Annotated in this window: 20 protein-coding genes; 7 read left to right on the top strand and 13 right to left on the bottom strand. The window is 67.9% G+C overall.

Features of this window, described 5'->3' with window-relative positions; translation table 11 throughout:
• From ACWGRX_RS16315 to ACWGRX_RS16300, 4 genes are read right to left on the bottom strand one after another with little or no spacing between them, the layout of a single operon-like run.
• On the bottom strand, positions 1–585 hold the full coding sequence (locus tag ACWGRX_RS16315; protein WP_452118388.1) for an amino acid synthesis family protein: 585 nt from the start codon (positions 583–585) through the stop codon (positions 1–3).
• Positions 582–1,166 (bottom strand): amino acid synthesis family protein, encoded by a 585-nt coding sequence (locus ACWGRX_RS16310; protein WP_452118387.1) that lies wholly within the window; start codon positions 1,164–1,166, stop codon positions 582–584. The genes ACWGRX_RS16315 and ACWGRX_RS16310 overlap by 4 nt, the downstream gene beginning before the upstream one ends.
• Positions 1,159–2,046, bottom strand: a complete 888-nt coding sequence (locus ACWGRX_RS16305; protein ID WP_452118386.1) for a UPF0280 family protein — start codon at positions 2,044–2,046, stop codon at positions 1,159–1,161. Before ACWGRX_RS16305 ends, ACWGRX_RS16310 begins: the two co-directional genes overlap by 8 nt.
• 3 nt (positions 2,047–2,049) lie before the next feature.
• Entirely contained in the window at positions 2,050–3,534 is a 1,485-nt protein-coding gene (locus tag ACWGRX_RS16300; protein WP_291633789.1) for a 6-hydroxynicotinate reductase, read from the bottom strand.
• 353 nt (positions 3,535–3,887) lie between these two features.
• Here ACWGRX_RS16300 and nadC point away from each other — a divergent pair, with 353 nt between their 5' ends.
• Positions 3,888–4,721, top strand: coding sequence for a carboxylating nicotinate-nucleotide diphosphorylase (gene nadC / locus ACWGRX_RS16295; protein WP_452118385.1), 834 nt, complete (start codon positions 3,888–3,890; stop codon positions 4,719–4,721).
• Positions 4,722–4,728: 7 nt separating this feature from the next.
• Entirely contained in the window at positions 4,729–6,771 is a 2,043-nt protein-coding gene (phnN, locus tag ACWGRX_RS16290; RefSeq protein ID WP_452118384.1) for a phosphonate metabolism protein/1,5-bisphosphokinase (PRPP-forming) PhnN, read from the top strand.
• 123 nt (positions 6,772–6,894) lie between these two features.
• Here phnN and ACWGRX_RS16285 read toward each other — a convergent pair whose 3' ends face one another.
• The 8 genes from ACWGRX_RS16285 to ACWGRX_RS16250 form a co-directional block, all read right to left on the bottom strand.
• A complete protein-coding gene (locus tag ACWGRX_RS16285) occupies positions 6,895–7,353 on the bottom strand; it encodes a MarR family winged helix-turn-helix transcriptional regulator (protein ID WP_452118383.1) in 459 nt (152 codons plus the stop codon).
• Positions 7,354–7,505: 152 nt separating this feature from the next.
• The gene (locus ACWGRX_RS16280; protein ID WP_452118382.1) at positions 7,506–8,711 is read right to left on the bottom strand and encodes an aminotransferase class I/II-fold pyridoxal phosphate-dependent enzyme; all 1,206 of its coding nucleotides are present in this window, start codon (positions 8,709–8,711) and stop codon (positions 7,506–7,508) included.
• 20 nt (positions 8,712–8,731) lie between these two features.
• Entirely contained in the window at positions 8,732–10,366 is a 1,635-nt protein-coding gene (locus ACWGRX_RS16275; RefSeq protein ID WP_291633778.1) for a hydantoinase B/oxoprolinase family protein, read from the bottom strand.
• A 24-nt stretch (positions 10,367–10,390) separates the two neighbouring features.
• Positions 10,391–12,478 (bottom strand): hydantoinase/oxoprolinase family protein, encoded by a 2,088-nt coding sequence (locus tag ACWGRX_RS16270; protein ID WP_452118381.1) that lies wholly within the window; start codon positions 12,476–12,478, stop codon positions 10,391–10,393.
• 30 nt (positions 12,479–12,508) lie between these two features.
• Positions 12,509–13,300 (bottom strand): HpcH/HpaI aldolase family protein, encoded by a 792-nt coding sequence (locus ACWGRX_RS16265; RefSeq protein WP_452118380.1) that lies wholly within the window; start codon positions 13,298–13,300, stop codon positions 12,509–12,511.
• A 225-nt stretch (positions 13,301–13,525) separates the two neighbouring features.
• Complete coding sequence (locus tag ACWGRX_RS16260) at positions 13,526–14,830, bottom strand: TRAP transporter large permease (protein WP_452118379.1); 1,305 nt, start codon at positions 14,828–14,830, stop codon at positions 13,526–13,528.
• A gap of 11 nt (positions 14,831–14,841) precedes the next feature.
• Positions 14,842–15,363 carry a TRAP transporter small permease gene (locus ACWGRX_RS16255; protein WP_452118378.1) on the bottom strand — a complete coding sequence of 174 codons (522 nt, stop codon included), beginning with the start codon at positions 15,361–15,363 and terminating at the stop codon, positions 14,842–14,844.
• Between the two features lie 44 nt (positions 15,364–15,407).
• Positions 15,408–16,400, bottom strand: coding sequence for a TRAP transporter substrate-binding protein (locus ACWGRX_RS16250; RefSeq protein WP_291645978.1), 993 nt, complete (start codon positions 16,398–16,400; stop codon positions 15,408–15,410).
• Positions 16,401–16,677: 277 nt separating this feature from the next.
• On the opposite strand from ACWGRX_RS16250, the gene ACWGRX_RS16245 reads away from it, so the two are divergent.
• The 5 genes from ACWGRX_RS16245 (at position 16,678) to ACWGRX_RS16225 (ending at position 23,027) form a co-directional block, all read left to right on the top strand.
• Positions 16,678–17,379 (top strand): FadR/GntR family transcriptional regulator, encoded by a 702-nt coding sequence (locus ACWGRX_RS16245; RefSeq protein ID WP_291633766.1) that lies wholly within the window; start codon positions 16,678–16,680, stop codon positions 17,377–17,379.
• 200 nt (positions 17,380–17,579) lie between these two features.
• Positions 17,580–18,299, top strand: a complete 720-nt coding sequence (locus ACWGRX_RS16240) for a GntR family transcriptional regulator (RefSeq protein ID WP_452118377.1) — start codon at positions 17,580–17,582, stop codon at positions 18,297–18,299.
• Between the two features lie 81 nt (positions 18,300–18,380).
• Positions 18,381–19,964 (top strand): ABC transporter substrate-binding protein, encoded by a 1,584-nt coding sequence (locus ACWGRX_RS16235; protein ID WP_452118376.1) that lies wholly within the window; start codon positions 18,381–18,383, stop codon positions 19,962–19,964.
• Positions 19,965–20,065: 101 nt separating this feature from the next.
• The gene (ggt, locus tag ACWGRX_RS16230) at positions 20,066–21,661 is read left to right on the top strand and encodes a gamma-glutamyltransferase (protein WP_452118375.1); all 1,596 of its coding nucleotides are present in this window, start codon (positions 20,066–20,068) and stop codon (positions 21,659–21,661) included.
• Between the two features lie 121 nt (positions 21,662–21,782).
• A complete protein-coding gene (locus ACWGRX_RS16225; RefSeq protein WP_452118374.1) occupies positions 21,783–23,027 on the top strand; it encodes an aminopeptidase in 1,245 nt (414 codons plus the stop codon).
• A 25-nt stretch (positions 23,028–23,052) separates the two neighbouring features.
• On the opposite strand, the gene ACWGRX_RS16220 is transcribed toward ACWGRX_RS16225, so the two are convergent.
• Positions 23,053–23,553: an Lrp/AsnC family transcriptional regulator gene (locus ACWGRX_RS16220; protein ID WP_291633755.1), complete on the bottom strand. Its 501-nt coding sequence runs from the start codon at positions 23,551–23,553 to the stop codon at positions 23,053–23,055.
• Positions 23,554–23,565: the final 12 nt, after the last annotated feature.

Genomic DNA, 23,565 nt, shown 5'->3' with positions numbered 1-23,565 from the left:
TCAGCGCAGCCCGTCCTCGCCCTTGACTTCGTCATGGGTCAGGCCGCCGACGCGCGGCAGCGGGCGACCGCCGCTGGTCAGCGCCACCGCGACGACGATCTCGCCGGCGCGCGGCGCATCGGGAATGCGGACCTCCATGCCATCGAAATGGCTGCGGACATAGGCGCCGGCCTTGTGGCCGAGTGGAATATCGAGGACGACGCCGAGCGAACCGCGCTTCTTCGAGGACGGGATCAGCGCCGGCGCCTTGCCGAGCAGCTTGCGCAGCGGCGCGCCGAGCTTCGGGTGCAGGATCGCCGCCGCATGCTCGTATTCGCCGTCCTCGCCGACGGCGGCGGCCTTGCCATAGCCCTGCACGGCCTCGCCCTCGATGCCGAGCGCTTGAAGCGCGTGGCGGCCGAGCAGGTCTCCGAGCTCCTCGCCGATCTCGATCAACTCGGAGAGATCGGGCTGGTATTTGCCGGCGAAGGGGTTGGCGATCACCGCCACCGCCGCGGCCCGGCAGATCGCCGGCACGACGGGCTGGCCCATCTCGGAATGGGTCTCGTCGAGTATGGTGACGATCTTGCGGATGGAAGCCTTCATCTCAGCCCGTCCTCGCCCTTGATCTCGCTCGCCTTCAGGCCGCCGACGCGCGCATGGATGCGTGAACCCGTGGTCATCACCAGAGCGAGCAGCAGTTCGTCGGCCCTGGGCGCGTCGGTGATGCCGATCTCGAAGGCGTCGAAATGGCTGCGGACATAGGAGGCGTTGACATGGGTGACCGGAATGTCGAGCCGCGTGCCGGGTCCGCCGACCTTCTTGGTCGAAGGCACGATCGCCTTGGCGTCCCCCAGCAGTTCGCGCATCGCATAGCCGCCCGGCACGTGCCAGAGCGCGCCATGCTCGATCTCGCCGGCGGCGCCGACGATGGCACCCTTGCCATAGCCCTGGATCGCCTTGACGTCGCCGCCCATCGCCGCCAGCAGGCGCAGCGCCATGGCGAGACCGAAGGGCTTGAGATCATCCATGAAGCCCTGGATGTCCTCGACATAGCGGCCGGCATAAGGGTTGGCGATCACCGCCAGCGCCGCGCCGCGCTTCAACGGCACGGTCGCGGCCGGGCCGCCTTCGTGAAAGATCTCCTCCACGGTCACGGCATATTTCCGCACGACGATCTCAGGCACGGGCAAGTCTCCTCTCGGCTTGTTCTTTGGGGATCATAGGCGTGGCGAGAGCCCGGCTCACGCCCTGAAGATGCATGGCGGCGGCGACGATCAGGCCGGCTCCGTGCAGGCGCTGCGCCTCGGCGAGGCCGGCTGCGAGCGCCGTTTCGATTTCGGTCTCGGTCAGCGGCCCGACCTTGCGGGTGACGAGGAGCGCGCCGAGATCGCTGTCGGCCTGGATGGCCTCGGCCGGCAGGCGCTCGATCGCAGCATGGCCCGGCAGGTCGATCGCATTGGCGATCACGGTCGCAGCGGCATCGGCCATGGCGGCGCTCGGGGCGAGCACGGTCACCGCCTCGGCGATGCCCAGTGAAAAGCTGCGGCCGGGATAGCCGGAGGTCGCGATACCGCGCACCGGATCGCTGGCGGCGATGCTGGCGGTGGCGAAGAGATTTGGCCGGTCCGGACGCTCGACAAGGCCGATCCGGAAGGCCTCGCCATCGGCCAGATGCAGGGCGATGTCGCCGCCATTATTGACATAGGCACGCGCCAGCGGCGCAGCCTCGACCATGACGGCGAGGATTTCCTGCGCCACCGAGCCGGCAACAGCGGCCATCGGCGTGATGAAGATCCTGCCGGCGAAAGGGGCGACCGCCTGATGCATGCGCCGAGCGACCGGCCCTTCCGGAACCGGGCTGTTCGCCCGCACCGGCGAACGTAGCAGGGCAAGTTCACCGCAGAGCTCCGCGAGCAGCCCGTCGAAGCGCCGCATCGCCGCCCGATAGGCCGCATCGACCGCCGCCGCCGGGCCGGTCGCCTCGACGACGAGGTCGATCGGCCCCTGCTGCAGCAGCAGGCGCTTGCCGTCTGGCAGCAGGCGCGCGGAGGGGGGCTCGAACATCGCTCAGCCGTGCGAGCGGCGCATCCGCTCCGGCGCCAGCGGCCAGGGATTGTCGAGCCGCTGCGGCAGCTTCAGCCGGCCGTCGGCATTGAGCTCGGAAAGCGGCCGGACATGGTCCATATGCCCGCCGAGCTCCTGATAGTCGGAGAGCTTCATGGTGAATTCGAGCGGCGCAACCAGGGCCGGCGTCGGCACATAGCCGAAGGCGTTCTCGGGCAGGCGGGTGACGTCGACCATGAAGGTGATGCCGCCGCCCGGCCAGATATAGACCGGTGCGCCGCCGCAGGTGACATAGGTCAGCGCGTCCTTGACCGAGCGCGTCAGCCTGACCGGGTTCTCGGTGACGCCGGCACGCAGCGAACCGCCGGCGCCGCCGATGAACAGCACGGTCGAAAGCGCCGGCTCACAATTCTCGGCGATGCGCTCGACCGGCTCGACCAGCCGCTCCGGCATCTGCATCTCGACCGGTACGAGCTTCTCGTCGAGCTCGTAATAGGCGGCGTGCTCGCCGGTGGTCGAGACCATCAGCAGGCGCAGGCCGGGATAGGCGACCTTCGGATCGAACGGCCCGAGAATGGTCAGGGGATCGCTGATATTGGTGCCGCCCCAGCCGGTGCCGGGTTGCGCGACCTGGAAATAGCGGCCGGGCGTCGAGCGCCGCCCCTTCATCTTCAGGCCGGTCGCCGGCATGCCGAGCAGCTTGCCGGCCTGGTGCTCCGAGAGCACGCCGGTGATGTGGTCGTCGACGACCACGACCTCGTCGACCTTGCCATGCCATTGCTTGGCGAAGATGCCGATCGTCGCCGAGCCGCAGCCGACGCGCATCCGGCTCTCCTCGACGCCGTTGACGATCGGCGGCTTGCCGGCCTGGACGATGACGGTCTCGCCGCCATCGATCGTAAGCTCGACCGCCTTGCCGTTGCTGAGCTGGAGCAGCGCGTCGCAGGTGACGCGGCCCTCCTTCTTCGAGCCGCCGGTCAGGTGGTGGACACCGCCGAGCGACAGCATCTGCGAGCCGTATTCGCCCGAAGTGACATGGCCGACCGCCTCGCCCTCGACGCGCACGATCGCGGTCTCCGGGCCGAGGAAGCGGTCGGTGTCGATCTTCACCTTGACGCCGCAATAGCTGAAGATGCCCTCGGTCACGACGGTGACCATGTCGACGCCGTCGACCTCGGAAGAGACGATGAAGGGCGCGGGCTTGTAGTCGGGATAGGTCGTGCCGGCGCCGATCGCTGTGACGAAGGTGCCGGGCTGGTGCAGGATGTCGCCATCCCATTCACGCGGGCCGGCGAAGGAAACCAGCTCGCCGCCCTGATCGATGGTGCGGTCGAGCATCACATGCGGATCGACCCGGACGAGATTGCCGTCGACATTGCCATAGCGGTCGCAGGCACCGACCGCGCCCGGCTTGATGTAGCACATGACCGGACAGGCATCGCAGCGAATCTTGTCGTCGGCGGCCGTGGCCGTTTCCTCCAGGCTCATCGTCAACCCTCGCCGTCACTTCCGGCCATATCATTTGTATACAAATGATGGTGGCGCATGGTTGCCCGGCTGTCAAGTCGGCGCTCTGCCCGGACGGGGCCCAGCCACCGGGCCGGGCAGAAGCGCGCAGGCCTGCTAAAGCCGCCACAGCCTGGGTTTTCTTCGCTTGCTCGCGCGATGAGCCAAAAGCCCGGCACCCGGCGAGACAGGCGGCCCGCTTGCCGCTATCCAGCTCTGATTGACAGCCCGAAAAATCGACTGTTATTATTCGTATACAAATAAATTTACCTTCGGATCGGCCGACCGATTCCGCGGGAAAAGGTCAAGGCGATCACGCCCGAGGAGGGGTTTCGATGTACGACAGCTTTGCGACGGATCGCCTGATCGATCTCTGGCTGACCGAGGATATCGGCGCCTGCGACCTGACCGTGCAGGTCATGATCGAGCCGGACGAGACCGGCAAGTTCCACATGAACGCCCGCGAGCCGATGATCGTCGCCGGCATCGAGGTCGCCGCCCGTGTCTTCAAGCGCTACGATCCCGAGCTCAAGGTGAAACTGCTGGTCAAGGATGGCGACAAGGTCGAGAAGGGCGCCATCCTGATGGAGATCGAAGGCGCCGCCCGCAGCGTGCTGACCGCCGAGCGCACCGCGCTCAACATCGCCCAGCGCCTTTCGGGCATCGCCAACGAGACCGCGCGCTATGTCGCCGCCATCGCCGGCACCAAGGCGCGGCTGATCGACACCCGCAAGACCACGCCCGGCCTGCGCATGATGGAGAAGCATGCCGTGACCTGCGGCGGCGGCCTCAATCATCGCCTCGGCCTCGATAACGGCGTGATGATCAAGGACAACCATATCGCCGTGTGCGGCAGCATCACCGCCGCCGTCGAGCGCGCTCGCAAGACGCTGCCGGTGCTGACCAAGCTCGAGGTCGAATGTGACCGGCTCGAACAGGTCGAGGAGGCCGTCAAGGCCGGCGCCGATGTGATCATGCTCGACAACATGTCGGTCGCCGACATGACCAAGGCGGTCGGGCTGATCGCCGGCCGCGCCAAGGTCGAGGCCTCCGGCGGCATCCGCATCGACACGATCTGTCCGATCGCCCAGACCGGCGTCGACTATATCTCGACCAGCAAGATCACCCAGTCGGCGCCCGCCGTCGACATCGGCCTCGACGAAGCCTGATCAGACCATGCGCCCGGGAACGTTCTTCTTTGTCGTCGGCCCCAGCGGCGGCGGCAAGGACACCTTGATCGACGGCGCCAGGCAGGTCCTGGAGCCGACCGGGCGCTATGTCTTCGCCAGGCGCGTCATCACCCGCCCCGCCGGCTCGCCCGGCGAGGCGCATGAGGCGGCGACGGATGCCGAATTCGCGGCACGCGGAGCCGCAGGCGATTTCCTCATCAGCTGGAGCGCCCATGGCCTGCGCTATGGCCTCCCCCGTAGCCTTCTGGGCGCGATCGAGAGCGGCCGCCACGTCATCGCCAATGGCTCGCGCGCCGTCATCGCCGAACTGGCGGCGCTGCTGCCGCGTTTCGTCATCGTCGAGGTCACGGCACCGGCCGAGATCCTGGCGGCCCGCATCGCCGGACGCGGCCGCGAGCAGGGCAACGCCATCGGCGACAGGCTCGCCCGCAAGGTCGAGCCCTGGCCGGCCGGCATCCGCACGGTCACCGTCTGCAATGACCAGAGCCCGGAAACCGGGATCGAGCGCTTCATCGCCGCGGTGGAATCGGCCGCCAATACCCTGCGCCTGCGCCGCCTGCCGGTCTTCGCCGGCCGGGCCCATTGCGCCTGGCTCCCGGCCAAGGGCGAGCTCGTCAACGGTTTCGACTATCTCGGCCCCGGACGGATCGAGATCTCCGGCGCCGGCGCCAGCATCCGCTCGGACATCCAGGTCGCCGACCTGCCGGCCGCGCTCGCACCCGACGAGATCGGCCTCTCCAGCGAGGCTTTCACCGAGCTCGGCCTGGCGGAGGGCACCGAGGTCTCGATCCGGCGCACCCCCTCGCCGGAAAGTCGCGCTGCGCTGACCCGCAAGATCCAGGGCGGGGCACTGACCGAGGCGCAGTATCACACGCTGATCCGCGACATCGTCGAATCCCGCTATCCCGATGGCGAGGTCGCGGCCTTCCTCGTCGCCGCGACGCAGAAGCTCAGCGATGACGAGGTCGTCTCGCTCGCCCGCGTCCGCACCCGTTTCGCCCAGCAGATCAGCTGGTCCGACAAGATCGTCGTCGACAAGCATTCGATGGGCGGCATTCCCGGCAGCCGGATCACGCTGATCGTGGTGCCGATCATCGCCGCCCATGGCGCCTTCCTGATGCCGAAGACCTCATCGCGCGCCATCACCTCGGCCGCCGGCACCGCCGACGCGATGGAGGCGCTCGCCGATGTCGAGCTCACCCCGGCCGAATTGCGCGCCTGCGTCGAGAAGGCCCGCGCCTGCATCGCCTGGAACGGCCGCCTGAACCATTCCGTCGTCGACGACGTGATGAATGCGATCACGCGGCCGCTCGGCATCGATTCCAATCGCTGGTCCGTCGCCTCGATCCTGTCGAAGAAGAAGACCGCCGGCTCGACCCATGTGATCGTCGACCTGCCCTATGGCCCACGCGCCAAGCTGAAATCGCAGGACGAGGCGGCCGATCTCGCGGCCCTGTTCGAGACGGTCGGGCGCGGGCTCGGCCTCGTCGTCGAAGCCTTCCCGACCGATGGCAGCCGGCCGATCGGGCGCGGCATCGGCCCGGCGCTGGAATGCCGCGACGTCGCCTGGGCGCTCGACAACGACCCCCAGGCCCCCGCTGACCTCGTCGTCAAAGCGCTGTTCTTCGCCGGCCGCATCCTCGCCTGGGACCCGGCGCTGGGTTCGGTCGAGGCCGGGCGGGCACGCGCCGAAGAGCTGCTGCGCTCGGGCGCGGCGCGGTCGGCCTTCGAGCGCATCGTCACGGCGCAGGGGCGCCGCGAGCCGCCGGTGATGCCGGGGCTGCTGGTCCATACCGTCCGCGCCGAGCAGGCCGGCACGGTCGCCGAAATCGATGGCTGGGCCGTCGCCGGCATTGCCCGGCGCGCCGGCGCGCCTTTCGACAAGGCCGCCGGCATCGATCTGCGCCGCGGCGTCGGCGACAGCGTCGCGATCGGCGATCCGCTCTTCGCGATCCATGCGAGCGCCTCGAGCGATCTCGAGGAGGCACGGGCGCTGGCGGCGCAGAGCGCCTGCTTCGTGATCAGCTAGAGCATCGGACCGAAAAGTGGAATCCACTTTTCGGAAAACTCCGATGCGATAACAAAAAGATGGATCACCGTAACCGCGTCCGAACAGACGCGCGGCGATCTAGGCGGCCGGCGCAGCCCGCCGTCAGCGCAGCTGCTTCAGCAGCGAAATCAGCGTCGTGCGCTGGCTGGTCGCCAGCGGCGCCAACGTCACCTTGGTGACGGTCTCGGCCTTCGGCATCAATTCGCGGGTATAGGCCCGGCCGGCCTCGGTCAGCTGCACGATGACGCGCCGCCCGTCATCGGGGTCGGCAGTGGTGTGCACCAGCTTGCGCTTGATCAGCCGGTCGACCACGCCCTTGATCGTCGCCGCGTCCATCGCCGTCTGGCGCCCGAGCAGATTCTGCGAGCTGCCGCCTTCGAGATAGAGCCGCGACAGCACCGCCCACTGCGTCGGCGTCAGTTCCGGCCCCATGATCTCGTTGAACAGCGAGACATGGCGCTGGATCGCCTGGCGCAGGATGAAGCCGACCTGTTCGGAGAGGTCGTAGCTCTCCGCTTCGGGCTCGGCCGCGATGGCGTGGAAAGAGTCGGACCCCGACATTCAGCAATCCCCTTATCCTCACCGGATACGGTGTCGCGACCGCCGGGATAGCGATCGCAAAGGCGGGCAACGGCCCGTCCCTGCTATCTGGCCTCCCGGCGTGGGGTTTTCAATCGAATCTTGCCTTGCCCGCCCCCGACCAAGGGCGGAGATCAGGGCTCCAGCCGTTTCACGGCGTCGCCTATGCGCTCGATCGCGGTCGTCAGCTGCTCTCGCGAGGTCGCGAAGGACACCCGGAAATAGGGCTCCAGCCCATAGGCCGAGCCCTGGACCGCGGCGACATGGCCGTCGCTCAGCAGATAGGAGACAAGATCGGTGTCGTCGGCGATGACCTTGCCGGCCGGCGTGCGCCGGCCGAGCAGGGCCGAGCATTCCGGATAGGCATAGAAGGCGCCTTCCGGCGAACGCGTCTTCAGGCCGGCGATCGCGTTCAGCCCCTCGGTGACGAGATCCTTGCGCGCGCGGTATTCCTCGACTGCCTGCGCCACGAAGTCCTGCGGCCCGGTCAGCGCCGCCACGGCCGCGGCCTGGGCGATCGAGCAGGGGTTCGAGGTGCTCTGCGACTGGATCTTGGCCATGGTGGCGATCAGCGGCGCCGGACCCGCGGCATAGCCGATGCGCCAGCCGGTCATCGCATAGGTCTTGGAGACGCCGTTGACGATGAGCAGCCGCTCACACAGCTCGGGGCAGGCGGTCAGGAAGGAGCAGAAAGGCGTCTGCGTGTAGTTGATGTGCTCGTAGATCTCGTCGGACATGACGAGCACCTGCGGATGCCGCGCCAACACCGCGCCGAGCGCGGCGAGCTCCTCGCGGCTATAGGCGGCGCCGCAGGGATTGTTCGGAGCGTTGAACATCACCCAGCGGGTCTGCTTGGTCAGGGCCCGGTCGAGCGCCTCCGGCGTCAGCTTGAAATCGTCCTCGACCGGGCAAGGCAGCACCTTCGGCTCGCCGCCGAGCAGCAGCACAATGTCGGTATAGGAGACCCAGTAAGGCGCCGGCACCAGCACCTCGTCGCCCGGCTCCAGCGTCGCCATCAGCGCATTGAAGATGATCTGCTTGGCGCCGTTGGCGGCGGTCACCTCGCCGCGCTGGAAGGAAAGCCCGTTCTCGCGGCCGAACTTCAGGACGATCGCGTCCTTCAGCTCGGGCGTGCCGTCGGCCGCGGTATAGCGCGTCTCGCCACGTCGCATCGCCGCGGCTGCCGCCGCCAGAACATGCGGCGGCGTCGCGAAATCGGGCTCGCCCAGGCTGAGGTCGACGACCGGTACCCCGGCCGCCGTCATCCGCCTTGCCTCGATCGAGATCGCCATGGAGGGCGAGGGCTTGATCAGCCCGGCGCGCGTGCTCTGATACTGCATCGAGACCGATCCCGCTCCGCTCAGGCCTTGACGTAGCCGAAGGCGAGGTCGCGCTCGGCCGCCGCCTTCTCGCGCTCGGCCGGCGCGCCATAGCCGCCGCCGCCGGGCAGTTGCAGCACGAGCCGGCGTCCGGCCGGGACATGCTGGCGCCCCTTGGCCTGCAGCCTGGTGCCGTCGTCGAGCGACACCGAGCCCGGCGCGCCGTCCTGCCCGCCCTCGCGGCCGCGCGCCGGATGGGCGACGCGGTCGAACATGGCGTTGAAATGGAATTCATGGCCCTTGGTCGCGCTGATCTCGACCACCTGGCCGAGCCCGCCGCGCCGCTTGCCGGCGCCGCCGGAGCCCTCGCGCAATTCCTTGCGCCAGAAGATCACCGGGCCGACATGCTCGGTCGCCTCGATCGACATGGTGTGGATGCCGCTTGGGAAAGCGGTGGCGCTGAGCCCGTCCACGCCCGGCCGGGCGCCGCCGCCGCCGCTGTTGAAGAGCAGCACCTCGGCGCGCTGGCCGCCGCCCTCGGGGGCGTCATCGCCGCCGAGCGGCCTGGCGGAAAGATGCAGGTTCCAGAGCGCGCCGGAGCCTTCGGCCGGGATCTTGCCGGGCAGCATCTTGTGGACCGCGCCGAGCACCGCATCCGGCACGAAATGGCCGAGCACATGGCGCACCGCGACCGGGGCCGGATGCTTCACGTTGAGGATGCAGCCCTCCGGCGCGGTGATCCTGAACGGCGCCAGCGAGCCGGCATTGTTCGGGATCTCCGGCGCGATCGAGCATTTCAGCCCGTAGCAGGCATAGGCGACGGTATAGATCAGCGGGACGTTGATGCCCTTCGGGCTCGGCGGCGAGGTGCCGGCGAAATCCGTACCGATGCCGTTGCCGTCGACGGTGATCGTCACCGCGATGTCGATCGGGCTGCCATAGCCGTCAACCCGCATGACATTGTCGTAGACGCCATGCGGCAGGGCCGCGATCTTCTCCATGGTGGCGGCATGGCTGCGCTCGATCACGAAATCGGCGAGCGCCTCCAGATCGTCGATCCGGAACTCCTCCATCATGTCCATCAGCCGCTTGTGGCCGGTGTCGTTGCAGGCGGCGAGCGAATAGACGTCCCCGACGACCTGATGCGCCTCGCGGACATTGTTGCGCAGGATGTTGACGAGGTCGCGATTGACCTTGCCGCGCTCGGCGAACTTCATGATCGGGATGAAGATGCCCTCTTCATAGACCTCGTTGGCATCCGGCCCGAAGCCGCGCCCGCCGACGTCGACGACATGCGCCGTGCAGGCGAAATAGCCGACCAGCACGCCCTTGCGGAAGGACGGCGTCACCACCGTGAAGTCATGGAGGTGGCCGGTGCCCTTCCAAGGATCGTTGGTGATGTAGACATCGCCCTCGAAGATGTTCTCCTCGCCGATGTCGCGGATGAAGTGGCCGACCGCCTCCGCCATGGCGTTGACGTGGCCGGGCGTGCCGGTGACCGCCTGGGCGATCATCAGCCCGGCACGGTTGAAGACGCCGGCGGAGAGATCGCCGGATTCGCGCACCGAGGTGCTGAAGGCGGTGCGGATCAACGTCACCGCCTGCTCCTCGACGACGGAGATCAGGCGATTCCACATGATCTGCATGCGGACGTCGGACAGGGCGCTGGTGGCCATGGTTTCGCTCCTCTCGTCTCGGGCTCAGGCTGTCTTCAGGCTGAGCAGCAGGCAGCCATCGGCCTGCATCACCGCCTCGCGCCCCGACGTCACGATTGTGGTGGTCTCGCGCTCGGTGACTATCGCCGGTCCGGCGACCCGGTCGCCCGGACGAAGCGAGGCGCGGGAGACGATCGACGCCGGGACGAAACCGTCGGCGGCGGCATCGAAGAGCTGGCGCGTGGCGTCGCCGGCAACGCTGCGGCCGGAGGGCACGCCGCCGACCGCCGGTGCCGGCGGGGTCGGCGAGCTCGCGCGCAGCGACCAGCTGACGATCTCGATGTCGAGCCCGTCGATCAACCGGTCGAACAGGCCCTCATAAGCCTCGTCGAACTGTTTCCTGAAATGATCGCCGTCACCCGGACCGTAGTCGCGGATCGCGATCGCGACCGGAATCTCCCAGCCCTGGCCGACATAGCGCATATAGGCGACGCATTCGAGCGCCGGCGCGATGCCGGGCGCGCCGGCATGGACGAAGGCGGTCGCCTCCTCGGCCAGCTCCCTCAGCACCTGGTTGATCCGCTCCGCGTCGAAGCGGCTCAGCCGGAGATAGGCGCTGCGCACCGATTCAAAGCCGAAAGGCGCACGCAGGAAGCCGATCGCCGAGCCGACGCCGGCGCCGGGCGGCACCAGGAGCTTGTCGATGCCGAGCTTGTCGCAGAGCCGCGCCGCGTGCAGCGGCGCGGCGCCGCCGAAGGCGATCATGGTGAAGCCCGAGAGCTCCTTGCCGCTCTCCACCGCATGCATGCGGGCGGCGTTGGTCATGTTCTCGTCGACGATCTCGCAGAGGCCGAAGGAGGCGGTCGCCTCGTCGATGCCGAGCTTCTCGCCGATATCGCGGCGCAACGCCTGGCGCGAGGCCTCGCTCGAGAGCCTGATGCTGCCGCCGGCGAAATCCTCGGCGTCGAGCTTGCCGAGCAGGAGGTCGGCATCGGTGACGGTCGGCCGGTCGCCGCCGCGCTGATAGCAGGCCGGGCCGGGCTCGGAGCCGGCGCTGTGCGGCCCGACGCGGATCTGACGCATCGAGTCGACCGTCGCGATCGAGCCGCCGCCGGCGCCGATCTCGACCATCTCGATCACCGGGATCGAGATGGGCATGCCGCTGCCCTTCTTGAAGCGGTAGGTTCGGGCGACCTCGAAGGTCTTGGCGGTCTTCGGCACCTGCTGCTCGATCAGGCAGATCTTCGCGGTGGTTCCGCCCATGTCATAGGACAGGACCTGGTCGAGCCCGTGGCCCGCCGCGATATGGGCGGCGAAGATCGCTCCGCCGGCCGGGCCGGATTCGAGCAGCCGCACCGGGAACTCGGCGGCGCTCTCGACGCTGATGATGCCGCCCCCGGAATGCATCATGAAGACCGGGCAGGAGGCGCCGGCCTCGCGCAGCCTGTCGACCAGCCGGTTGAGATAGGACGCCATCAGCGGCTTCACATAGGCATTGGCGCAGACGGTGTTGAAGCGCTGGAACTCGCGCATCTGCGGCGAGACCTCGGCCGAGATCGAGACCGCCAGCCGCGGCGCGCGGGCGAGGAGCGCCGCGCGCATCGCCTGCTCATGCGCGTCGTTGAGATAGGAATGGATGAAGCCTATCGCGACGCTGTCATAGCCGCCGGCGACGATGCGCTCGGCCAGCGCCTCGATCTCGGCCGGGTCCGGCGCCTTGTGGACGCTGCCATCGGCCCCGATGCGCTCGTCGAGCACGAGGCGGTGGCTGCGCTCGACCAGCGGCGGCGGCAGGACGATGTCGAGATCATATTGCTCGAAGCGGCTTTCCGTCCGCATCTCGATGACGTCGCGGAAGCCCTTGGTGGTGATGAAGGCGGTGCGCGCGCCCTTGCGCTCGATCAGCGCATTGGTCGCCAGCGTCGTGCCGTGGATGATGATGTCGATCTCGCCGATGCCGATGCCGGCGATATCAGCCACCTGCAGCACGCCATCGATGATCGCCTGCTCGGGATTGGCATAGTTCGTCAGCACCTTGGTCGAATGCAGGCTGGCGCCGACCTCCACCACGATGTCGGTGAAGGTCCCGCCAATGTCGACGCCGACCCGGACCTGCTGTCCGCCATGACTCATGATCTGCTTCTCCGGAAAATCGGGGGCGCGTCAGACCGAAGCCGGACGTGCGATGTCGAGGGCGCGGAAGCGGGCCGCCAGCGCGTCGCCATGCCTGGTCAGCAGGCCGAGATCGCTGCCGACCGCGACGAAGCGGGCACCCCAGTCGATATAGCGGCGGGCATCCTCCTCGAGCGGCGCGAGCACGCCGGTGACGGTCCGTCCGTCGCGGCCCAGCTCGAGCACCGAGCGGATCGTCTTCTGGACACCATCATCATGCGGATTTCCCAGCGCCCCGAGATCGGCGGAAAGATCGCTCGGTCCGATGAAGACCGCGTCGACGCCCTCGATGGCGGCGATATCCGCCGCAGCCTGCGCCGCCGTGCCGGATTCGATCTGTACCGCGACGAAGCACTCCTCATGGGCGAGCGGGTGATAGCCCTTGACCCGGCCATAGCGGTTGGCGCGCTGCGAGACCGAATAGCCGCGAATGCCGTGCGGCGGGTAGCGCGTCGCCCGCACCAGCGCCTGCGCCTGCTCGGCCGTCTGCACGAAAGGGAACAGGAAGGAGCGGATGCCCGAATCCATGAACTGCTTCACCGCATCCGGATCATGGCTGCGCATCCGCACCACGACCTCGGTCTCGTAGGCGGAAGCCGCGCGGTGCTGGTCGATGATCGAGAGCAGATCATTGGGGCTGTGCTCGCCGTCGACGAGGAGCCAGTCATAGCCGGCCCCCGCCAGCACCTCGGTCACCACCGCGCTGCCGAGCGAACACCACAGCCCGACCTGCAGCCTGCCTTCGGCCAGGTTGGACTTCAGGGGATTGCGAAGAGCCGTCATCTCAGTTTCCACCGTTCTGCTCTGCGGGTGCGGCCATCGCCGACACCTCTAGTTGTATGACAACATATGAGACGGCGCGCCGCCCCGTCAATCTCGTGTCGCGGCCCTCCGCTGCGCGACGCTGCGTCCGCCATTGCCGAGAGGCCGGGCAGGCAAGAGGGCCCCGACAGCCGCGGCGCGACGGTCGGGAGCGGATCCAAGTCCCCGTTCCGGCCGCGCGCTTCGTCAGCCCTGCATCATCTTCGGCAGCCCGGTGACGATCTGCGGAAAGACCACGATCAGCACCAGAAGCAGCATCAGCACCAGGAAATAGGGGATCGCCGCCTTCGTGACCTGCAGGATGTCCTTGCCGGTGATGCTCTGCAGGACGAACAGGTTGAACCCGACCGGCGGCGTGATCTGCGCCGCCTCGATCAGCACCACCACGAAGATGCCGAACCAGAGCAGGTCGATCCCGGCCGCCTGCACCATCGGCAGCATCACCGAGGAGGTCAGCACGATGATCGAGATGCCCTCGAGGAAGCAGCCGAGGATCAGCATGAAGACCGCGAGCACGGCGAGCAGCGCAAAGGGCGAGAGATTCATCGCCGCGACCCAGCTCGCCAGGGCCCGCGGGATGTCGACGAAGGCGACGGCGATCGTCAGACAGGCGGCGCAGGCGATGATGAAGGAGATCATGCACGAGGTGCGCATCGCCGACATCAGGCCTTCCATGAAGTCCTTGCGGGTGAAGCCGCCACCGGCCACCGCCAGGATCAGCGCCCCGATCACGCCGATCGTCGCGGCTTCAGTCGGTGTCGCGATGCCGCCATAGATCGAGCCGACGACCGAGCCGATCAGCAGCGCCACCGGGATCAGCCGGCGCGAGAGATAGAGCTTCTCGAGGAAAGGCACCGCCGGCTCGGGCGGCGGCATCTTGTCGGCATTGAACAGGCTCCAGATCGCCGTGTAGCCCATGAACAGGACCATCAGCAGCAGCCCGGGCACGACGCCGGCGATGAACAGCCGCGCGATCGAGACCTCGGCGGTGACGCCATAGACGATCATGATGATCGAGGGCGGGATCAGCAGACCGAGCGTGCCGGAGCCGGCCAGGGTGCCGATGGTGACGTTCAGCGGATAGTTGCGCCGCTGCAGCTCCGGCACGCTCATCCGCCCGATCGTGGCGCAGGTCACGGCCGAGGAGCCGGCGACGGCCGCCATGATGCCGCAACCGAGCACGTTGACGTGCAGCAGCCGGCCCGGCAGGCGCGAGACCCAGGGCGCCAGCCCCTGGAACATGTCCGAGGACAGCTTCGAGCGGAACAGGATCTCGCCCATCCAGATGAACAGGGGCAGCGAGGTCAGGGCCCAGCCCCAGCTCGAATCCCACAGCGTCGAGGCAATGAGCGACCCCATCGGCGCCGAGGTGAACAGGCCCATCATGACCATGCCGACCGTCAGCAGCGACAGCGCCACCCAGACGCCGCCGGCGAGCAGCACAAGGAGCAGGCCCGCGAGGACCAGCGAGGAAACGACGACAGGATCCACGAGAGTCTCCTTCAGGCGACGGGCTTGTCGAGGCCGATCTCGTCGGGCGCCTCATAGCGCGGGCGACCGCCCTTCAGCTGCCAGACCAGTTCGTCGACGAAGGCGATCCACAGCACCGCGATGCCGAAGGCGACGCCCATCTGCGGAATCCAGAACGGCATGGCCAGGAGACCCGGGCTGATATCGTTGAACTCGTGCGATTGCAGCGCGAGTTGCCCGACATGCCAGGCGAGATAGCCGACCACCACGGTGCCGAGCAGGCTGTTGAAGAGCTCGACAGGGCGCCGCAGGCCCGGCGGCAGCCGATCGACGATCAGGTTGATGCGGACATGCGCGCCGGAGCGCAAGGTATGGGCCAACCCGAAGAAGGTGGAGGCTGCGAGGCACATGCCCGCGGCCTCCGTGGCGTCGAGGGTGACGCCCCGCAGCCGCGCCACCATCTGGGCGATGATGGTGACGGCGATGCCGACCATGAAGGCTGCGGCGATGTAGCCGCAGCCGCGATAGAGCTTGTCGAGAAAGGCTCTGAGCACGGAAAGCCCCCGTTTCCTGCAGCTGGGCAGCGATGCCCGGGGACTTACTTCATGCTCTTCTGATAGGCCTCGTAGACGGCCTTCTCGGCGTCATTGGCGGTGGCGAGCCACTCCTGGACCATCTCCTTGCCGATCGCCTCGATCCGGTCGAGCACTTCCTTCGGCGCCTGCGCGATGGTCACGCCATGGTCCTTCAGCACCTGCTCGCGCTCGGCGCTCGCCTTCTTGCTGAGCTCCCAGCCCCGCGCCGTGGCGCGCTCGCCGGCTTCGATCAGCACCTTCTGCGTCGCAGGATCGAGCGCGCGCAGCGCCTTCTCGTTGACGATGATCGCATTCTTGTTGTGCATCGTGCCGGTATAGGTGAAGTGCTTCACATAATCCCAGATCTGCACGTCCGTACCGGTCTGGGCGCTGGTCCAGAGCGCCTGGATCATGCCGGTCGAGAAAGCCTGCGGCACTTCGGCGAAGGGCATGATCAACGCCTCCATGCCGAGCTTTTCGCCAAGAATCTGGGTCTGCTTCGAATAGATGCGCAGCTTCTGGCCCTTCAGATCGGCGAGCGAGGTCACCGGCGCCTTGGTGTAGAAGCCCTGGCCAGGCCAGGCGACATAGGTCAGGACGCGCATGCCGTTCTTCTTGAACATCGCCTCGAAGAAGGGCAGCTGCGCGTTCTTCAGCAGCGTCGCCTTGTCATAGTCGGTGGCGACGCCGGGAATGTTGTCGAGGTTGAACATCGCAGCTTCGTTGCCGTAGACGCCGAGCCGGATCTCGCCGATCTGGACCTGGCCCGACTGCACCGCGCGCTTGACCGCGTCGAGCTTGATCAGGCTGTCATTGGAGCGCAGATCGATCTTCAGCTTGCCGCCGCTCTTCTCCTCGACCTCCTTGATGAACTGCCGGATGTTCTGGGTGAAGAAGCTGCTTTCCGGATAACCCGAAGCCATCGTCCAGCTGGTCTGCGCCTGGGCCGAGAGGCTGGCAAAACCGGCGGCTGCGGTGAAGGCGACAGTGGCAAAAAGCTTGCTGATCGACGACATGGAATCCCCCTCATCTGATTGGTGACTGGCCAAGGCCCGCCAGGTGGCGCCTGACCCGGCCGCGATACGTTGCGATCGCTCGATTTGACGTAGTCTGTCGTCGGTTGTCATACATGTCAAACGGAAAGCCGGGACGCGTGCCTCATCTTTCCGCAACCGCTTGCACCCTGTAGGCGGCGGATTATTGATCGGATGTCATACCAAATGCGTGCTCCCGTTGCCGGGCGCGGAGCGCCATTCTAACGACCGCGGCTGTGTGAAATTCGAGGCCTCGTACATGCTGGGCAAGAGAGAACGCCTGTCGACGCAGCTCGCCCGACGACTGGCACAGAAGATCGCGGCCCAGGACTATCCGCCGGGCGGCAAGATTCCGACCGAGGCGGAGCTCTGCACGGCATACGGCGTCAGCCGGACCGTGGTGCGCGAGGCGATCGCCTCGCTGCGGGCCGACGGGCTGCTGGAATCGCGCCAGGGCGTCGGCGTCTTCGTCGGCTCAGGCGCGCGTCGCCTGCCCTTCGAGCTGGTCTCGGACGCCGATGGCAAGCTGACCGACGTCCTGCAGATCCTCGAACTGCGGATGAGCGTCGAGGTCGAGGCGGCGGGGCTCGCGGCGGAACGTCATTCCGCCGCCGCCCTGCGGACGATCAAGGCACGGCTGCGCGACATCGACAAGGAATTGCGAACCGCGACCGGCGACCGCGGCCAGGCGGATTTCGAGTTCCACGTCGCCATCGCGCGCGCCACCGGCAACCCCTATTTCGAGAAGTTCCTCGCCTTCATCGGCCCGCTCATCATCCCGCGCGGGCGCTTCGGCGGCCTGCGCGACGACCGCCTGTCGGACCAGCAATATCACGCCGAATTGCAGGTCGAGCATGGCCGTGTGGTCGACGCTATCGCCAGCCGCGAGGCCAAGGCGGCCCGGGAAGCGATGCGCGCCCATCTCGGCGCCGCGCTGATCCGCTATCGCGCCCATCACTGACCCCCCGAGGCTCGGCGCACCGGCCCGGACGGTCATCTTTCCGAACAGCAGCCATGCGGCCACAAGGTCGCCGCCCGGTGCCCGGCCATGGCGGCGCTTGACCCTCCACGTCCTCATCTGCTCAACTGTATCAGTGGATACACTTAGACAGTGAAGCGTCTGCGGCCAATTCGGATCGCGGGCGTGGGGCAAGCAACGGCATGGCTTTCACACGCGCTCCAGCTCCGGGCACGGCGCCCGACGAGGCTTATCTCGCCATCCTCGCCGGCATTCGCAGCGGCCGCTACGAGCCCGGCGAGCGCCTGATCCCCGAGGCGATCGCGCAGGAGCTGGCGATGAGCCGGATGCCGGTGCGCGAAGCCTTCCAGCGGCTCGCCAATGAAGGGCTCGTCGTCATCCGGCCCAACCGCGGCTGCGTCGTCGCCGGCCTGACCGTCGACGAGATCTTCGAGGCTTTCGAGATTCGCTCGGTCCTGGAGGGGCTTGCCGTCCGCCTCGCCATGGCACGCGTCGATGCCGCCGTCCTCGCCGAGCTCGACGACCATCTGTCCCGCATGCAGCGCGCCGGGGAAGCCGGCGGCGATGCCTGGCTCGCCGCGCATCAGGCCTTCCACGCCTATATCTGCGGGCTGAGCCGGCGCCCGAAGCTCATCGCCCAGATCGCGGCGCTGCACATCGCCGTCGAGCCCTATATGCGGGTCTGGCTCCACCATGTCGCGCGTCCGAGCACGGCGACCCAGGCCCAGAACGAGATCGTCGCGGCAATCCGCAGCGGCGATGCCGCCCGGGCCGAAACGGTGATGCGCGACCATGTCATGCGCACGGCGCCAAAACTCGCTGCATTCCTGCGCAGCAGCGGGTATCCGGCGGCGCGCCGGTCAGCCCAATCGGTACAGCCGGCAGCATCGGAATCCACCTGAACCAGAAGACCAGCAGCTGCCGCGCGAAGCCGGCAGCCATCGGAGGACGTCCGGGGACCACGACAAGAACAGGGGATCATCATGGATCGACGCCAGTTTCTGAAAGCTTCCGCCGTCACCGCCTTCCTGCCCGCGGCTCCGCTCATCGCCCGTGCGCAGGACGCCAAGACCCTGCGCTTCGTGCCCTATTCCGACGTCGCGATCATCGACCCGATCTGGACCAACGGCTACTCGACCCGCACCCACGCGCTTCTCGTCTGGGACACGCTTTACGGGCTCGACGACCAGTTCCAGCCGCAGCCGCAAATGGTCGAGGGCCATCTCGTCGAGGATGACGGCAAGCGCTGGACGCTGACGCTGCGGCCCGGCCTCGTCTTCCATGACGGCAGCAAGGTACTGGCCCGCGATGCCGTCGCCTCGATCAGGCGCTGGGGCGCGCGCGACACCTTCGGCCAGGCGCTGATGGCGGCGACCGAGGAGCTGTCTGCCCCGGACGACCGCACCATCCTCTTCCGCCTGCGCCGACCCTTCCCGCAATTGCCAGCGGCGCTCGCCCGCCCGAGCGCGCTCGTCGCGGCGATCATGCCGGAGCGGCTGGCCCAGACCGATCCGTTCAAGCAGATCCCGGAGGCGATCGGCAGCGGGCCCTATCGCTATCTCACGGCCGAGCGCATTGCCGGCGCCCGTCACGTCTATGCCCGGCATGAGGGCTATGTGCCGCGCGAGGGCACGCCGAGCTTCACCGCCGGCCCGCGTACGCCTCTCCTCGACCGGATCGAGTTCAATGTGATGCCCGACCCGGCGACCGCGGTCTCGGCGCTGCAGACCGGGGCGGTCGACTGGGTCGAGCAGCCGATCATCGACCTGCTGCCGCTGCTGCGGAAGGACCCAAACATTGTCGTCGCGGTCAAGGATCGCAGCGGCATGGCCGGGCAATTGCGGCTCAATCATCTCCAGCCGCCGTTCAGCAATCCCGCCATCCGCCGCGTCGTGCTCAAGGCGATCAACCAGGAAGACTGCATGAACGCGGTCTGTGGCGGCGACCCAGAGGTCGAGCGCGGCAGCATCGGCTTCTTCCCGAGCAATTCGGCAATGGCGTCGGAGGTCGGCATCGAGGCGCTGAAGGCGCCGAAGGATTTCGGCAAGCTCAAGCAGGAGCTGGAAGCCGCGGACTACAAGGGCGAACGCGTCGTCTTCCTCGCCGGCCAGGACGTGCCGCGCATCGCCCTCGCCGCCGAGGTGGCGGCCGATGCCTTGCGCAAGATCGGCCTGAATGTCGATTTCGTCGCCGCCGACTGGGGCACGGTATTGCAGCGCATCAGCAATCGCAGCCCGGTCGAGCAGGGCGGCTGGGGCTGCTACATCACCTATTGGTCGGGGCTCGACCTCGGCTCGCCGGCGACGAGCTCGCCCTTGCGCGGCAATGGCGCCAACGGCAGCCCGGGTTGGCCGGACAGCCCGGCGATCGAGGCATTGCGGGCGCGCTGGCTGGAGGCGCCCGACCTCGCCGGCCAGAAGGCGATCGCCCGGGAGATCCAGCTGCAGGCGATGCAGGACGTGCCGTACGTCCCCGCCGGCCAGTACTTCCAGCCCGTCGCCTATCGCAAGAACCTGACCGGCATGCTGAACGGGGTCCCGGTCTTCACCAATCTGCGCAAGGGCTGAGGCCCGCCCGCAATCCCTAAAGCCGGTGCGGCGTTCCTCGCCGCGCCGGCCCCATCCGAACCCCGGCCCGTGGCCGGCCTGCCCGAGGAAAGACCTGCCCGATGCGCGATTTCGAACTCCCCGGCCGCTCGCTCGCGATCAGCCGCAATGCCATGGCCGCAACCTCGCATCCGGCCGCAACGCTGGCCGCGCTCGACATCCTGCGCGCCGGCGGCAATGCAATCGACGCGGCGGTCGGCGCCTGCGCCGTGCAATGTGTGGTCGAGGCCGGCTCGACCGGCATCGGCGGCGACTGCTTCGTGCTCTATTCGCCCGGCGGTTCGACCGATATCCGCGCCTATAATGGCTCCGGCCGCACGCCGGCGGCCGCGACGCTCGACTGGTACGCCAAGGCCGGCATCACCACGCTGGAGCGGCATTCGCCGCATGCCGTGACCGTGCCGGGCGCGGTCGAGGCCTGGGCGCGGCTGGTCAAGGACCATGGCAGGCTGCCGCTTTCCGAGATCTTCCAGCCGGCGATCGCGCTCGCCCGCGAGGGTTACGCCATCACGCCGCGCGTCGCCTATGATCTCGCCGGCCAGCACGACACGCTGGTCCGCGACCCGAACGCCGCCGCGACCTTCCTCATCGGCGGCCAGCCGCCGCAGGCCGGCACCGTCCAGCATCAGCCGGGCCTTGCCGCGACCTTGGAGGCGATCGGCCGGGAGGGGCCGGACGCCTTCTATCGCGGCGAGATCGCCGCCGAGATGGTCGCGCATCTCAAGGCCGCCGGCGGCCTGCATACGCTGGAGGATTTCGCCGCCGCGCAGGGCGAGTACGTCAAGCCGATCAGCACGAGCTTCCGCGGTCGCACCGTCTACGAATGCCCGCCGAACGGCCAGGGTATCATCGCGCTGATGATCATGAAGATCCTCGAGCGCTTCCAGCCCAAGGGCGGCCCGCTCGAGGCCGGGAACCTGCATATCGAGTTGGAGGCGACGCGCCTCGCCTATGCCGCGCGCGACCGGCTCGTCGCCGACATGGCGCAGGAGAAGGTGCCGGTCGAGTTGCTGCTCTCGGACGGGCTCGCCGACCAGCTCGCCGCCGCGATCGATCCTGCCCGCGCCACCGAGCCGCTGCCGGTCATCCCGGCCGGCGCCGAGCACAGCGACACCGTCTATATCTGCGTCGTCGACAAGGACCGCAACGCCGTCAGCTTCATCAACTCGATCTTCTCGCCCTATGGCAGCGGGCTGATGACCAGGAAATCGGGCGTGCTCTTCCATAATCGCGGCCAGAGCTTCGTGCTGAAGCCGGGCCACCCGAACGCGGTCGCGCCGCGCAAGCGCCCGATGCACACCATCATCCCCGGCATGGTCGCCGAGGGCGGCCGCGTCGTGATGCCCTTCGGCGTGATGGGCGGTCACTACCAGGCGATGGGCCATGCCCATTTCCTCGCCAAGCTCTTCGACCATGGCCTCGATTTGCAGGAGGCGATCGACCTGCCGCGCCTGTTCCCGCTGCCGGGCACGGCGACGGTCGAGGTCGAGGGACGCCTGCGCGAGAGCGTCGGTCCCGCGCTGGCGGCCCGCGGCTTCAAGGTCCAGCCGCCGAAGACGCCGATGGGCGGCGCCCAGGCGATCTGGATCGACTGGCAGAAGGGCACGCTGACCGGCGGCTCCGATCCGCGCAAGGACGGCTGCGCGCTCGGCCTCTGAATGGCCGAAGGGCTCGGTGTCCGGCGCTGCACAAGTGCTGCGCCGGCATCGGCGCAGTTGACCTGCGAAGGTTTTGCGCGAGCAATGCGCGCCTCATCGCGAATCTGATCCGGACCCTCTCATGAACCAGCACCTCCCCGTCGTCGACCCGGTCAAGCTCGACCGGCTGGCGCAGGTCGCCGTCAAGGTCGGCCTCAATCTGCAGGAGGGGCAGGACCTCTTCCTGACCGCCCCGCTGGCGGCGCTGCCGCTGGTGCGGCGCATCGCCGAGCACGCTTACAAGGCCGGCGCCGGCCTGGTCACGCCGATCTTCTCCGATGAGGAGCTGACGCTGGCGCGCTATCGCTACGGCAAGGATGGCAGCTTCGACCGGGCGGCCGGTTGGCTGCATGAGGGTGCCGCCAAGGCCTTCGCCGCCAACACCGCCCGCCTCGCCATCGTCGGCGACAATCCGATGCTGCTCTCGGGCGAGGACCCGTCCAAGGTCGCCCGCGCCAACAAGGCGAACTCCCTCGCCTATCAGCCGGCACTGGAGAAGATCGCCAATTTCGACATCAACTGGAACATCATCGCCTATCCCGGCGCCGCCTGGGCCCGCCAGGTCTTCAAGGACGACGCCGAGGAGATCGCTGTCGCACGCCTCGCCGAGGCGATCTTCGCGGCCTCGCGCGTCGACCGCGACGACCCCGTCGCCGCCTGGGCGGCCCATAATGCCGCCCTCGCCCGGCGCACGACATGGCTGAACGGCGAACGCTTCGCGGCCCTGCATTTCACCGGGCCCGGCACCGATCTGACCATCGGCCTCGCCGATGGCCATGAATGGCAGGGCGGCGCCTCGACCGCCAAGAACGGCGTCACCTGCAACGCCAACATCCCGACCGAGGAGGTCTTCACCACGCCGCATGCGCGCCGGGTCGAAGGCTATGTCTCCTCGACCAAGCCGCTCTCCTATCAGGGCACGCTGATCGACGAGATTCAGGTCCGCTTCGCAGAAGGACGCATCGTCGAGGCGAAGGCCTCGCGCGGTGAGGAGGTGCTGAACCGGGTGCTCGACACCGACGAGGGCGCCCGCCGCCTCGGCGAGGTCGCGCTGGTGCCGCATTCCTCGCCGATCTCGCAGAGCGGCATCCTGTTCTACAACACGCTCTTCGACGAGAACGCCTCCTGCCATATCGCGCTCGGCCAGTGCTATTCGAAATGCTTCGTCGACGGCAGCACGCTGACGCCCGAGCAGATCGCGGCGCAGGGCGGCAATAAGAGCCTGATCCATATCGACTGGATGATCGGCTCCGCCGCGGTCGACATCGACGGCATCAGGGCCGATGGCAGCCGCGTCGCCGTCTTCCGCAAGGGCGAATGGGCCTAAGCCCGAGCCCGGCCGATCGCGCCGCTCACCCCGGCGCGATCTGCAGCGGGTCGACCGAGATCGCCCGCTTCAGCGTGCGCAGCCCGAAGGTCGTGCGCGACTGGCGCAGGCCTGGCAGCCGGTAGATCTTCTCGCGCAGAAAGCGCTCATAGTGCTCGGTGCCGCTGACCACGGCCTTGACCAGATAATCATAGTCGCCGGTGACGAGATGGGCCTCGACCACTTCCGGGATGCGCGCCAGCGCCTCGCCAAAGCGGTCGAGCAATTTGTCGTCATGCTTGTCGAGCGTGATCTCGATGAAGACGACATTGTCGAGCCCGAGCGCGCGGTGGTTGAGCACCGCGACATATTTCTCGATCGCCCCGCTCTCCTCGAGCCGCTTCACCCGTGTCCAGCACGGCGAGGGCGACAGGCCGACCTTCTCGGCGAGCGCGTTGATCGTCAGCCGGCCGTCCTCGTTCAGGGCCGAGAGGATGCGCCGGTCGATCGCATCGAGCTCATCGCCGCGCCGCGCCTTCACCACCATAGAGTGAATTTT

The sequence above is a fragment of the Allobosea sp. NPDC055594 genome, assembly GCF_053618995.1.
Note: the sequence above shows the minus strand (reverse complement) of the source record. Positions and strands in the feature narration are given on the sequence as shown.

Excerpts from the sequence above, each read along its gene's own strand:
- ACWGRX_RS16285 (WP_452118383.1), bottom strand. The coding sequence starts at position 7,353 with ATGTCGGGGTCCGACTCTTTCCACGCCATCGCGGCCGAGCCCGAAGCG.
- ACWGRX_RS16240 (WP_452118377.1), top strand. The coding sequence starts at position 17,580 with ATGGCTTTCACACGCGCTCCAGCTCCGGGCACGGCGCCCGACGAGGCT.
- ggt (WP_452118375.1), top strand. The coding sequence starts at position 20,066 with ATGCGCGATTTCGAACTCCCCGGCCGCTCGCTCGCGATCAGCCGCAAT.
- ACWGRX_RS16220 (WP_291633755.1), bottom strand. The coding sequence starts at position 23,553 with ATGGTGGTGAAGGCGCGGCGCGGCGATGAGCTCGATGCGATCGACCGG.
- ACWGRX_RS16300 (WP_291633789.1), bottom strand. The coding sequence starts at position 3,534 with ATGAGCCTGGAGGAAACGGCCACGGCCGCCGACGACAAGATTCGCTGC.
- ACWGRX_RS16245 (WP_291633766.1), top strand. The coding sequence starts at position 16,678 with ATGCTGGGCAAGAGAGAACGCCTGTCGACGCAGCTCGCCCGACGACTG.
- ACWGRX_RS16280 (WP_452118382.1), bottom strand. The coding sequence starts at position 8,711 with ATGCAGTATCAGAGCACGCGCGCCGGGCTGATCAAGCCCTCGCCCTCC.
- ACWGRX_RS16250 (WP_291645978.1), bottom strand. The coding sequence starts at position 16,400 with ATGTCGTCGATCAGCAAGCTTTTTGCCACTGTCGCCTTCACCGCAGCC.
- ACWGRX_RS16225 (WP_452118374.1), top strand. The coding sequence starts at position 21,783 with ATGAACCAGCACCTCCCCGTCGTCGACCCGGTCAAGCTCGACCGGCTG.
- ACWGRX_RS16315 (WP_452118388.1), bottom strand. The coding sequence starts at position 585 with ATGAAGGCTTCCATCCGCAAGATCGTCACCATACTCGACGAGACCCAT.
- phnN (WP_452118384.1), top strand. The coding sequence starts at position 4,729 with ATGCGCCCGGGAACGTTCTTCTTTGTCGTCGGCCCCAGCGGCGGCGGC.
- ACWGRX_RS16235 (WP_452118376.1), top strand. The coding sequence starts at position 18,381 with ATGGATCGACGCCAGTTTCTGAAAGCTTCCGCCGTCACCGCCTTCCTG.
- nadC (WP_452118385.1), top strand. The coding sequence starts at position 3,888 with ATGTACGACAGCTTTGCGACGGATCGCCTGATCGATCTCTGGCTGACC.
- ACWGRX_RS16275 (WP_291633778.1), bottom strand. The coding sequence starts at position 10,366 with ATGGCCACCAGCGCCCTGTCCGACGTCCGCATGCAGATCATGTGGAAT.
- ACWGRX_RS16270 (WP_452118381.1), bottom strand. The coding sequence starts at position 12,478 with ATGAGTCATGGCGGACAGCAGGTCCGGGTCGGCGTCGACATTGGCGGG.
- ACWGRX_RS16305 (WP_452118386.1), bottom strand. The coding sequence starts at position 2,046 with ATGTTCGAGCCCCCCTCCGCGCGCCTGCTGCCAGACGGCAAGCGCCTG.
- ACWGRX_RS16265 (WP_452118380.1), bottom strand. The coding sequence starts at position 13,300 with ATGACGGCTCTTCGCAATCCCCTGAAGTCCAACCTGGCCGAAGGCAGG.